This is a genomic window from Streptomyces sp. MB09-02B, from assembly GCF_033794485.1.
Taxonomy (GTDB): Bacteria; Actinomycetota; Actinomycetes; order Streptomycetales; family Streptomycetaceae; genus Streptomyces.
In genome coordinates this window covers 1-10697 of sequence record NZ_JARGEE010000319.1, presented here as the reverse complement: position 1 = coordinate 10697, position 10697 = coordinate 1, and the positions used below count along the sequence as shown (strand labels likewise).

The 10697-nt window shown below is 70.7% G+C and carries 12 protein-coding genes; 1 reads left to right on the top strand and 11 read right to left on the bottom strand.

The window, feature by feature from the left end; translation table 11 throughout:
- Positions 1-612: 612 nt before the first annotated feature.
- Positions 613-798 (top strand): hypothetical protein, encoded by a 186-nt coding sequence (locus tag P1P70_RS32545; protein ID WP_319244202.1) that lies wholly within the window; start codon positions 613-615, stop codon positions 796-798.
- A gap of 63 nt (positions 799-861) precedes the next feature.
- Here P1P70_RS32545 and P1P70_RS32540 read toward each other — a convergent pair whose 3' ends face one another.
- The 11 genes from P1P70_RS32540 to P1P70_RS32490 form a co-directional block, all read right to left on the bottom strand.
- On the bottom strand, positions 862-1755 hold the full coding sequence (locus P1P70_RS32540; protein ID WP_319244201.1) for a 3-hydroxybutyryl-CoA dehydrogenase: 894 nt from the start codon (positions 1753-1755) through the stop codon (positions 862-864).
- Positions 1752-2942 (bottom strand): acyl-CoA dehydrogenase family protein, encoded by a 1191-nt coding sequence (locus tag P1P70_RS32535; RefSeq protein WP_319244200.1) that lies wholly within the window; start codon positions 2940-2942, stop codon positions 1752-1754. Before P1P70_RS32535 ends, P1P70_RS32540 begins: the two co-directional genes overlap by 4 nt.
- A gap of 108 nt (positions 2943-3050) precedes the next feature.
- Positions 3051-4169, bottom strand: a complete 1119-nt coding sequence (locus P1P70_RS32530; protein WP_319244199.1) for an alcohol dehydrogenase catalytic domain-containing protein — start codon at positions 4167-4169, stop codon at positions 3051-3053.
- Positions 4170-4243: 74 nt separating this feature from the next.
- The gene (locus P1P70_RS32525; protein ID WP_319244198.1) at positions 4244-5695 is read right to left on the bottom strand and encodes a class I adenylate-forming enzyme family protein; all 1452 of its coding nucleotides are present in this window, start codon (positions 5693-5695) and stop codon (positions 4244-4246) included.
- Positions 5692-6933, bottom strand: a complete 1242-nt coding sequence (locus P1P70_RS32520) for an NAD(P)/FAD-dependent oxidoreductase (protein WP_319244197.1) — start codon at positions 6931-6933, stop codon at positions 5692-5694. Before P1P70_RS32520 ends, P1P70_RS32525 begins: the two co-directional genes overlap by 4 nt.
- Positions 6930-7253, bottom strand: coding sequence for a 2Fe-2S iron-sulfur cluster-binding protein (locus P1P70_RS32515; protein ID WP_319244196.1), 324 nt, complete (start codon positions 7251-7253; stop codon positions 6930-6932). Before P1P70_RS32515 ends, P1P70_RS32520 begins: the two co-directional genes overlap by 4 nt.
- A gap of 223 nt (positions 7254-7476) precedes the next feature.
- On the bottom strand, positions 7477-7944 hold the full coding sequence (locus P1P70_RS32510) for a cytochrome P450 (RefSeq protein ID WP_319244193.1): 468 nt from the start codon (positions 7942-7944) through the stop codon (positions 7477-7479).
- The gene (locus P1P70_RS32505) at positions 7941-8570 is read right to left on the bottom strand and encodes a hypothetical protein (RefSeq protein ID WP_319244191.1); all 630 of its coding nucleotides are present in this window, start codon (positions 8568-8570) and stop codon (positions 7941-7943) included. The genes P1P70_RS32510 and P1P70_RS32505 overlap by 4 nt, the downstream gene beginning before the upstream one ends.
- A complete protein-coding gene (locus P1P70_RS32500) occupies positions 8567-9097 on the bottom strand; it encodes a cupin domain-containing protein (RefSeq protein WP_319244189.1) in 531 nt (176 codons plus the stop codon). The genes P1P70_RS32505 and P1P70_RS32500 overlap by 4 nt, the downstream gene beginning before the upstream one ends.
- Before the next feature lie 133 nt (positions 9098-9230).
- Positions 9231-9773 (bottom strand): MarR family winged helix-turn-helix transcriptional regulator, encoded by a 543-nt coding sequence (locus P1P70_RS32495; RefSeq protein ID WP_319244187.1) that lies wholly within the window; start codon positions 9771-9773, stop codon positions 9231-9233.
- 23 nt (positions 9774-9796) lie between these two features.
- Entirely contained in the window at positions 9797-10645 is an 849-nt protein-coding gene (locus tag P1P70_RS32490; protein ID WP_319244185.1) for a fumarylacetoacetate hydrolase family protein, read from the bottom strand.
- Positions 10646-10697 lie beyond the last annotated feature (52 nt).

The following is a 10697-nucleotide window of genomic DNA, read 5'->3' as shown; positions in this document are numbered from 1 at the left end:
CGCCAAGTCGACTGGCACTTCACCACCGACGACGCACGCGTGAAACTACGCCACCTCTACCCAACCGCACAGCGAAATTAAGCCGCGACGATCTACTAGGGCCAGCTGGATGGGAGGCAGGTCATGACTGTCGTCGTCGTGCTGGTGGCGAGCGAGGAGGACGTGGAGCCACTGCGCCGGTGAGTGCGGCTGTCGTGTACGGAGCAGGGCATCTATTTGCCCGCGCTTGCCAAGATCGCACGGCTGAGCGGGCCTACCGGATCAACCGCGTTCCAGGTCGACACAAATGAAGCCGCAGCCGCAGTGCGCCGGCTGGTGGTCGAAGGTCTATTCGCGGGGCCGCGCGGGCAGTACGTGAACGAGTACAGCGCCAAGCAGCATCACCGACGCATCCATTGAGCCCCGTGCCCTGAAGTCCTCGACCGTATCCGGGAAACCGTGTGATTTCGCCGGACTGGACTCGTCGAGATGATGTATCAGGATCTTCTGTGCCGGATCCAGTGACGCGTGGGTACGGAGCGCCGAGGGATGTAGGGAGGCCCGGCACCATTGTTGGGTAGGTGGTGGGGCCGTCCATGGCGACAGCAGTCGCTGCCCCTGGAGGGCACGCCTATGGCGACCGGTGCTCGCTCCGTGGTGGCAGCGGGGGACATCGGTCTGGTCGTCACGGGCGACGGCAATCAGTTCCAGTTTGTCGCCTCCCCACAGCGCGTCGCGACGTCCAACTACCGCTACCAAGTGGAGTCCCTGGCAACCGCCGAGTTTCGTTCCGCCCTGTTGCAGTGCGGCTCGGTATGACAAGCCCCGCACCGGCTCGCCGTTGCCGGTGGGAGCATGTCGCGGGCTTACTTCACCCACGGGTCAGTCGCGTTTCCTCGGTTCCGAGTAGTCGTGGAAGCCGCGCCCGGACTTTCGTCCGAGCAGCCCGGCCTCCACCATGCGCAGCAGCAGCGGAGGCGCGGCGTGCAGGGGTTCCTTGAAGTCGGCGTACATCGCGTCGGCGATCGCCCCGAGGGTGTCCAGGCCGATCAGGTCGGCCAGACTCAGCGGGCCCAGGGGGTGGGCGCAGCCGAGGACCATCCCGTTGTCGATGTCCTCCGCAGAGGCGAAGCCGGACTCCACCATGCGGATCGCGGAGAGCAGGTACGGCACCAGGAGGGCGTTCACCACGAACCCGGCCCGGTCCTGGCAGCGGATCACCTGCTTGCCGAGCACGTCGGTGACGAACTGCTCGGCGCACCGCTGGGTCTGCGTACTCGTCAGCAGTGACGGCACGATCTCCACCAGGTCGAGGACGGGGACAGGGTTGAAGAAGTGCACCCCGATCACCTGGTGCGGGCGTGTGGTGGCCATGCCCAGTTTCATGATGGGGAGGGACGAGGTGTTCGACGCGAGCAGCGCGTCCTCGCGGAGGACGATCCGGTCGAGCTCGGCGAACAGTTCGACCTTGGTCTCCTCGTCCTCCGTCGCCGCCTCCACCAGCAGGTCCCGGTCGGCCAACTCGGTGAGGTCGGGGCTGACCCGGATGCGGGCCAGCGCGGTGTCGCGTTCCTCGCCGGTGAGCTTGCCACGCCGTACGCCCCGGTCGAGCGAGGTGGTGATCCGGACCCGTCCGGCAGCGGCCGCGTCCGGACTCACCTCGTGGACGACCACGTCCAGCCCGGCCCGGGCGCACACTTCGGCGATGCCCGCACCCATCAGACCGCAGCCGATGACACCGACCCGACGGACGTCGGCGCCCGGCGCACCACTCACCGGAAGGCCGCCTGCCCCGTCAGAGCCTGGCCGATCATGAGGGTGTGCATCTCGACGGTGCCCTCGTAGGTGAGGATCGACTCCAGGTTGTTGGCGTGCCGGATGACCGGGTACTCCAGTGAGATGCCGTTGGCGCCCAGGACGGTGCGGGCGGTGCGGCAGATCTCCAGTGCGGCGCGGGTGTTGTTGAGCTTGCCGTAGCTGACCTGCTCGGGGCGCAGGCCCCGGTCGTCCTTGATGCGGCCGAGGTGGAAGGCCATGAGCGTGCCTTTGGCCAACTCCAGTGCCATGTCGGTCAGTTTGGCCTGGGTCAGCTGGAAGGAGCTGATCGGGCGGTCGAACTGGACCCGGTCGCCCGAGTAGGCCAGCGCCGCCCGGAAGGAGGACCGCGCGGCGCCCATCGCGCCCCACGCGATGCCGTAGCGCGCCTCGTTGAGGCAGGACAGCGGCCCGCGCAGTCCCCGTACCTCGGGCAGCACGGCGGAGCCGGGGAGTCGTATCGAGTCGAGTACCAGCTCGCTGGTCACCGAGGCCCTCAGGGACATCTTGTGCTTGATGGCGGGTGCCGAGAAACCGGGGGTGTCCGTGGGGACGACGAAGCCGCGTACGCCGCCCTCGGTGCGGGCCCAGACGATGGCCACGTCGGCTACCGAGCCGTTCGTGATCCACATCTTGCGCCCCTCCAGGAGCCAGTCGTCGCCGTCCCGGCGGGCGGTGGTGCGCATGCTGCCGGGGTCGGATCCGGAGTCGGGCTCGGTGAGTCCGAAGCAGCCGATGGCGGTGCCGGCCGCGAGCGGAGGCAGCCATTGCGTCTTCTGCTCCTGGGAGCCGAAGGCGTGGATCGCGAACATGGCCAGCGAGCCCTGGACCGACACCAGGGACCGCAGCCCGGAGTCCGTCGCCTCCAGTTCCAGACAAGCCAGGCCGTAGTCGACAGCGCTCATCCCCGCACAGCCGTAGCCCTCCAGGTGCATGCCCAGCAGGCCGAGGTCGCCGAGTTCCTTGGTCAGGCCGCGGATGTCCTCGATCTCGCCCTGTTCGAACCACTCGGCGATGTGCGGTTCGACGCGCCGGTCGCAGAAGGTGCGTACGGCATCGCGTACGGCACGCTCGTCCGCCGTCAGCAGGCTGTCGAGTTCCAGCAGGTCGAGGGGGTCGGCCGGGCGTGGGGAGGGCGAGGTGTGCATCAGGTCTCCAGAGGTCGGGAGGGGGAGAGGAGGAGGCCGTCGGTCAGGGGAGTACCGACGGCCTCCGGTCAGGAGTCGGCCGTCAGATCGTCAGGTCGCTCAGGTCGCTCACGCGGTGGCGGTCGGACTGATGATGAAGTTGCTGAAGCCGCCGTTGCGGTGGGCGATGCCGCCGATGGCGTCGTTGACCTGCTCCAGCGGGAACACCTGGTGTTCGAGCGGGCTGAGATCCAGCAGGCCCCCCTCGACCATGTCGGCCATGACCTGGCCCTCGCCGGAGGTGAACCACGCCGAACCGATCAGCCGCAGCTGCTGGTCCATCATGCGGTGGATGTCGATGGGCAGGTCACCCGCGACGGCGCCGATGTTCACCGCGATGCCGCCGCGCGCCATGGCGCGCATGCCGGCCCGGAAGGTCTCGTGCGGGGCGCCGGGGCCGAGCGCGTCGATGTAGATGTCGACGCCGTAGCCGTCGGTCTGCTCGTGGATCCACTCGTCGGCCGGGCCGTCGTCGAGGGAGTGCAGGTTCAGCCGACCGTTCGCCAGTTTGCCGACCTGGTCGAGCAGGTTCTTGTCGCGGCCGGTGCCGTACACGCGGGTCAGGCCGAGGGCGGGGGCGAGGAGCGCGGCGCCGATGCCCAACGTGCCGCTGATGCCGTTGACGAGGATGGTCTTGCCCGGGCCCGCCCCGGCCTTGCGGAGAGCGGAGTACATGGTGCCGAGGTAGCCGAAGCGGGCGGCCGCGTCGAACGACAGTGCGTCGGGCAGCTTCACCAGGCTGTAGGCGGGCGCCACCATGTACTCGGCGAGGCCGCCCTGGTAGCGGTCGAGCAGGTCGAGCGCGGTCGGTGAGAAGCCGAAGTATCCGGCGAAGGCGTAGCTGGCGCAGTTGATCGAGTCGTCGTGACGACAGGACCGGCACGATCCGCAGGAACGGCCCGGGTTGACGTACACCCGGTCGCCCGGCTGGAAGGCGTGGACGCCCTCGCCCACGGCCTCGACCACGCCCGCCGGGTCCAGTCCGAAGATCGCCGGAAGGGTCGGCAGGGGACTGTGCGGGAACCAGGTCGTCCACATGTGCAGGATGTTGGCCAGGTTCGGGACGATGTTGACGGCGTGGACGGCCACGCGGACGTCACCGGGGCCGGGTTCGGGGACGGGGAGTTCCTCGATCCTCATCGGCTCGCCGACGGCGTGCATCCGCGCGGCTCGCATGGTCGCACTCATGGCGTCTCCTCGGTTGTAGGGCAGGGGAGACGGCGCCGGCTCGGGCGCGGTCTCGGGGAGGTGTGGAGGGTGGGTCAGTTGTCCAGCAGCGTCGTCAGCCGCGCGCGCTGCAGCTTTCCGGTGGCCCCACGGGGGAGTGCGGGGACGACGCACAGGCGCCGGGGCCACTTGTGCCGGGCGAGCCGGCCGTCGAGGTGACCGCGGACGTCGTCCAGGGTCGGCGTGGCCGAGTCGGTGACGAGGAAGGCGGTCACCACCTCGCCCCAGACCGGGTCCGGCGCCCCGGACACGGCTACCTCGACGACACCGGGGAGGTCGGCGAGGGCGTTCTCGACCTCGGCGGGATCGACGTTCTCCCCGCCGGTGATGATGGTGTCCTTGACCCGGCCGACGACCGAGAGGCGGCCCTCCGCGTCGATCCGTCCGCGATCCCCGGTGCGGAACCAGCCCTCCCGGTCGGTCACGGGTACCGTTCCGGCGGCGGTCCAGTACGCGTCCGCCACCGACGGCCCCCGCACCCAGATCTCCCCCGGGAAGCCGGCCCGGGTCGTCGCCCCGGTCTCGTCCACGGTCCTCAACTCGACCTGGGGGAACGGCGATCCGGTGGAGTCCGCCGTCTCGTCGAGTGCGGAGTACGTCACGCCGGCGCTGGTCTCCGTCAGCCCGTAGGAGTTGACCACACCGATCCCGCGGGCCCGGAACTGCTCGCGGGTGGCGGTCTGGGCCGGTGATCCGCCGGACAGGATCCACCGCAGGCCGTCCAGATCGCCACTGCCGAAGCGGGGGTGGCGGGCCAGCAGGGCGGACATGGCCGGTACGGCGAAGGCGCAGGTGACCCGGTGGTCGCGGACCAGGTCCATGAACAGGTCGGGGTCGAAGCGCGGGGCCAGGATCACCGTCCCGCGCCGTGCCCAGGTGTACTGCGGAAGCCCGCCGAGCACGGCGACGTGGGCCAGCGGTGTGGAGACGAGGGCGGTGTCGTCCTCGCTGACGGGCAGTCGTGACAGCCCGCCCGCCATGCTCCAGTACAGGTTGTCGTGGGTCAGCGCGACGCCCTTGGGGCGGCCGGAGGTGCCGGACGTGAATGCGATGATCGCGATGTCGGAGCCGGTCGGGGGCTCTCCGGCGACGGGCGCGGACGGCTCGTCGTCGACGTGCAGGTCGTCCCATGTCAGCCGGATGCCCGTCCCGTCCGGGAATCCCTCGCCGCCCACCACCGCGCGCGGCGCGGTTTCCTCGCAGACGACGGTGAGCTCGCCCTCGGTCACCTGCGGGTGCAGCGGCACGAGCACCGCCCCCATCCGCGTCACCGCGAACAGCGTGATCAGGGCCTCGGGCCGGGCCGCGCCCTGCATCACCACGCGATCGCCCTTGCGCACCCCGTACTTGTCGAGGCGGGCCACGGTCCGCCGTACGGCCAGGTCCAGTTCGGCGTAGGTCCAGGTCCGGTCCTCGAAGACGAGGGCGGTCCGGGACCCGGCCTCGGCCGCGGTGGTGACGAGGTGGGCGCCGAAGGTGCTGGTCATGTCCTCGCCTCCGATGCGCGTCTCGCCCGGGCGAGAATGCTCAGGGTCGTGCCCGCCAGGTCGTCGGTGGAGATCGGTGTCCCCCGCTCCAGCAGCCGGCGGGCGGCCAGATGTTCGGCGGGCCAGTTCAGGGTCTCCACGGCCACCAGCAGACCGTCGCGGAAGGCGTACCCGGCCAGCCGCTGTGGGGAGTCACCGGGTGCGAGGCGCACCTCGTCGGTGGGAGAACGCAGCCCTGCGATCTGTAGCTTGAGGTCGCCCTGGTCGCTCCAGAACCACGGCAGGCTCTCCTGCGTGGAGGGTGAGCCGGCGATGCGTCGGCCGACCAGTGTTCCCTGGTCGATGGCGTTCTGCACGGACTCCAGCCGGATCGGCCCCGGTGCGCGCGGATGCGGGTGGCGGGCGCAGTCGCCGACGGCGGAGATCCGGGGATCGGTGACCGAGCGCAGCTGCTCGTCCACCAGGACGCCGTCCGCCACGGCCAGTCCGGCCTCCCGCGCCAGGTCGTCCCGGGGGAGGGCGCCGATGCCGTAGACGACGAGGTCGGCGGGCAGGATCTCGCGGTCCGTGACGACCTGCGCCACCCGGCCCGGTCCCTTGAGGGCCCGTACGCCCGTCCCGGTCAGGATGCGGACACCGGCCCGCTCGTGCCGTTCCCGTAGAGGGGTCTCCACCTCCGGTGACAGGGCCCGGCTCAGCAACCGGTCGGCCAGCTCCACCACGGTCACGCGTGCGCCGCGTGCCAGCGCGACCCGGGCCAGCTCCAGGCCGATGAATCCGCCGCCCACGACGACCACGTCACGGGCCGTGGTCAGCGCGCGGCCGATGGCCAGGGCGTCGTCGAGGGAGCGCAGGGCGTGGACGCCGTCGAGCTCGGCGCCGGGGACGGGCAGCGGACGGTTGCGGGCGCCGGCGGCCAGGACGAGGTGGGCGTAGGGAACGCGGGACCCGGTGCGGGAGACGACCGCGCGGGCGGCGGTGTCGAGGGTGACCACGTCGTCCCCGAGCCGTAGGTCGATGTTCCGCTCGCGGTAGAAGGACTCCGGCACCAGCTCGACGCGCAGGCTCTCCGGCGAGGTGTGGGCCTTCTTCGACAACGGCGGCCGCTGGTAGGGCAGATGGGGCTCGGCGGCGAACACGGTGAGGGGGCCGTCGTAGCCGGAGGCGCGCAGTGTCGACACGACGCTGAATCCGGCCTGTCCGCCGCCGACGACGACCACGCCCGTCGAGCTGGTCATACCTGCTCCTCGGGTACGTGGACGACCAGGCCGTCGAGGGCGTCGGAGAGGTGGATCTGGCAGCTGAGCCGGCTGGTGGGCCGGCGTTCGGCGGCGGTGAAGTCCAGCATCTCGTCCTCGACGTCGTTCGGCGGTCCCGCCAACTCCGCCTGTGACAAGGCGACGTAGACGTGGCAGGTGGCGCAGGCGGCGTTGCCGCCGCATTCGGCGACGATGCCCTCGACGCCGCCGGAGACGGCCGCCTGCATGAGCACGGTCCCCGAGGCGGCGACGACTTTGCGTTCGGTCCCGTCGGGCAGCTGGAAGATGACGGTGGGCATGAAGTCCTCCCGGTGGGGACGGCTCAGGCGGCTCTACCTTCGTGATCCGGGTGATCGAGCCAGGTGTGGAACGGGGTGGCCCGGGGGCGCTGGTGGGGCTGTCAGGCGGATGTCCGCCAGGTGACGTCGAGCGAGGTGAGTCCGCGGAAGACCCAGCCCTCCAGGCCGTCCCCGGCGGAATTGCCGTCGGACGCCGTCGCGGATTCGGCGAGGCGGAGTCCCTTCAGGCGGCTGAAGACCAGGGGCCAGGCGACGGCGCTGACCTCGTGGCGCGCGATCCACGCGCCCATGCAGAAGTGCGGTCCGCCGCCGAAGGCCAGGTGGGGGCGGTGCGGGCGGTCGAGATCGAACTCGTCGGCCGCTCGAAGACCGACTCGTCGCGGTTGCCCGAGGCGATGACGAGGGCGACACGGCTGCCCGCGGGCAGGGTGACGCCGGCGATCTCGTAGTCCCGCGTGAGCTGGCGGGGGTACATGCCGATCGGCGAGATCCAGCGGGCGGTCTCCTCGAAGACCCGCTTCCAGGCCGCCGGGTCCTTGAGCACGCGCTCCAGTACCTCGGGGCGGCGCAGCAGGGCCCAGGCACCGACGCCGAAGACGTCACGCGGCTCGTTGCCGATGATGACCTTGACGTTGTTCTGGATCTCGGCGAGCGCGATCGGCTCGGCCGCGTGGACCATGGAGGAGATCACCGAGCCGTCGGGTGCGCCCCGGACCGCGTCGGCCGCTCTGCCACCGCGTCCTCGATTCCCCGGGTGGCCCGCTCCGCGCGCAGCCAGATGTCCGGGTCGTCGGCGTAGTTGCTGTTGCCGGCCATCATGGCCCGCGACCAGTCGGCGACGTTGTGGGCGCTCGTGTGACGCATGCCCAGCACCAGGGCCAGGTTGGCGGCGACGAGCGGTTCGGCAAAGTCGCGGACGAGGTCGGCGTCGCCGCGGCCGGAGATCTTGTCGAGCAGCGCGTGCGCGGTGCGCTCGAACGAGGCGGCCCATCGGTCGCGGACCTGGCGGGGCCGGGTGGGCGGTTCGGCCGCGGCCCGCAGACGCCGGTGGTCCGGGTCGTCCTCGCGGAGCATGTTCGGGCCGACCGTGCGCAGCAGCAGCGAGCCGTCCTCGCGGGAGCTGAAGACCTCGGGCAGTTTCTCGGCGTGGACGATGTCGTCGTACCGGGTGAGCAGGTGCCGTCCCACGGAGGGGACCCAGGCGAGCGGGGCGGTGCGGCGCAGCTCGGCATAGGCGGGGTAGGGGTCGCGGCGCAGCTCGGCGAGGTCGAGCTCGACGACGGGCGCGCCGGGCGCCGCGGTCGTCGGGGCGCTCATGAGGTGACTCCCGCACCAATCAGGACGAAGAACACCGTGGCGGGCTCCGTGCCGAGGTTGCGCCAGGCGTGCCGGGTGGCGTTCTGCACGATGATGTCGCCGGGCTTCAGCGCCGCGGTCTCGCCGCCGTCGAGGTCGAGGACGACCTCGCCGCTCAGGACGACGCCGTAGTCCACGGTGGGCGTGGTGTGCATGCCGGGGTTGTCGGGCTCGAAGAGCTCGGCGAGGCCGGGGCTGGCCTCCAGCTGCTCGGCCGCCGCGGCCGCGGGGTCCCAGCCCGGGTCGGCGTAGACGTCGGCCGGCGGGAAGGTGACGGTCAGCGCCACGGTCTCGCCCGGAGCGGGTACGAAGGACGTGAGGGACGCCGTCGGGTCGGCCGACGGGACGGCGGGGGTGGCCGTGTTCCACACCACCGACCGGGCGAAGCCGACGGTGTGGGTGAACTGAAGGGTGCGCGGCGGCTCGCCGTCACTGACGATCACGGGCTTCCCGCTCGGGCTGACACCGGTGACGACTCGACGGACCATGATTCTCTCCCTTGAGAAACCAACCAACTGTTAGATATTTGACGGTAAGGGTTCTGACTTTTCTGGCTGATCGCGGGCATCATGCTCCGGCGGCTCCGGGCACGAGTCGGTGGGGGCGGTTCCCCGGGCCCGGTCATTCCGCGGGCGGGGTCTCCTGGTTGACCAGCGTACGCAGCAGGTGGACCAGTTCACTGAGCTGATCGTCACGCAGTACGGAGGTCCAGGCCCGCTCGCGCCCGGTCTGCGCCTGGATGGCGAGCCGCAGCGTCTCCCGGCCGTCCGGGGTGAGCTCGACGAAGAGCTGACGACGGTCGGTCTCGACGCGTTCCCGGGTGACCAGACCCCTGTTCTCCAGAGTCGCCAGCGCACTCGAGATGCTGGCGCGGGTGGACCCCGAGACCCGGCCGATGTCCTGCTGGCCGAGCGGACCGTAGATCCACAGAGCGTTCAGGATCCGGAAGCCCGCCCAGGTCAGACCGAGCGGCCGGTGCACGTGCTTCTCGAAGTCCTTGGTCAGCCGGGCTTCGAGGCGGGTGAGGTCGGTGACCATCTCGATCGCGTCGAGGTCCCGCGGATCGGTCGTGCCCAGCTCGCGATGATGGTGGCGCAGGAGCTCGGAGAACTCCCTCGTCCGGCTGGCGCCCGTCGTGCCCGGCTCGCGCACGGTGTCCGTCACGATCTCCCCGCCTTCCTTCGAACTCAACCGGCGATGACCGGGTTGACCATAGTGCCGACGCCGGTGACCTCGGTGCGCAGGACCTTACCTCCGGTGAGGTAGAGGCGAGGTGTGCGGCGGACGCCGCAGCCGGCCGGGGTGCCGGTGAAGATCAGGTCGCCCGGCTCGAACGTCACCCGCTTCGACAGCCAGGCGACCAGTTCGGGCACGCTGAAGATGAGGTCGGAGGTACGCCCGCGCTGCACCTCCAGGTCGTCGACCCACCCGGCCACCTCGATGTCGTCCGGGTCCTCGAACTCGTCGAGGGTCACCAGATACGGGCCGATCGGGCTGAAGGTGTCGTACGACTTGGGCAGCGTGAACTGGTTGATCGGCTTGCGCCACTGCTCGCGGCGGTCGCTGACGTCCTGGCCGGCGGTCACGCCCGCCACGTGCGCCCAGGCGTCGGCCTCGGGGATGTTCTTGCCGGTGCGGCCCATGACGACCACGAGTTCGGCCTCGTAGTCGACCTTGTCGTACTGCGGCTCCACGACGATCGCGTCGTAGGGGCCGACCACGGACGAGGCGAACTTGGCGAACACCGACGGTTCGTCGGGGACCGGGAGGTTGGACTCCTCGGCGTGCGCCCGGTAGTTGAGGGCGACCCCGATGGCCTTGTACGGCTTGGCGACCCGGCCCAGCTCGCGCGGGTCGAACTCCTGCCAGTCCGCCTGCGCGGCCCGCTCGGCGAGGGTGCGCAGTTCGTCGTGGAGGGACAGGTCGGAGAGCACCTCCAGGCGGGGCTCGATCGCTCCCTTGCTCGCGTTCGCGATGTCGAGGGCACGGTCGTCGCGCACGACGACGGGGCGGCCGGCGAGGTTGGCGAGCTTCATGCGGACACTTCCTTCGGAACGGCTCGGCCGGCGGGCCGGGGGAGGGGGAGGG

Bases quoted from the DNA above. Each gene is read 5' to 3' on its own strand.
- P1P70_RS32520 (WP_319244197.1), bottom strand. From the start codon at position 6,933: ATGACCAGCTCGACGGGCGTGGTCGTCGTCGGCGGCGGACAGGCCGGA.
- P1P70_RS32515 (WP_319244196.1), bottom strand. From the start codon at position 7,253: ATGCCCACCGTCATCTTCCAGCTGCCCGACGGGACCGAACGCAAAGTC.
- P1P70_RS32545 (WP_319244202.1), top strand. From the start codon at position 613: ATGGCGACCGGTGCTCGCTCCGTGGTGGCAGCGGGGGACATCGGTCTG.
- P1P70_RS32530 (WP_319244199.1), bottom strand. From the start codon at position 4,169: ATGAGTGCGACCATGCGAGCCGCGCGGATGCACGCCGTCGGCGAGCCG.
- P1P70_RS32535 (WP_319244200.1), bottom strand. From the start codon at position 2,942: ATGCACACCTCGCCCTCCCCACGCCCGGCCGACCCCCTCGACCTGCTG.
- P1P70_RS32505 (WP_319244191.1), bottom strand. From the start codon at position 8,570: ATGAGCGCCCCGACGACCGCGGCGCCCGGCGCGCCCGTCGTCGAGCTC.
- P1P70_RS32525 (WP_319244198.1), bottom strand. From the start codon at position 5,695: ATGACCAGCACCTTCGGCGCCCACCTCGTCACCACCGCGGCCGAGGCC.
- P1P70_RS32490 (WP_319244185.1), bottom strand. From the start codon at position 10,645: ATGAAGCTCGCCAACCTCGCCGGCCGCCCCGTCGTCGTGCGCGACGAC.
- P1P70_RS32500 (WP_319244189.1), bottom strand. From the start codon at position 9,097: ATGGTCCGTCGAGTCGTCACCGGTGTCAGCCCGAGCGGGAAGCCCGTG.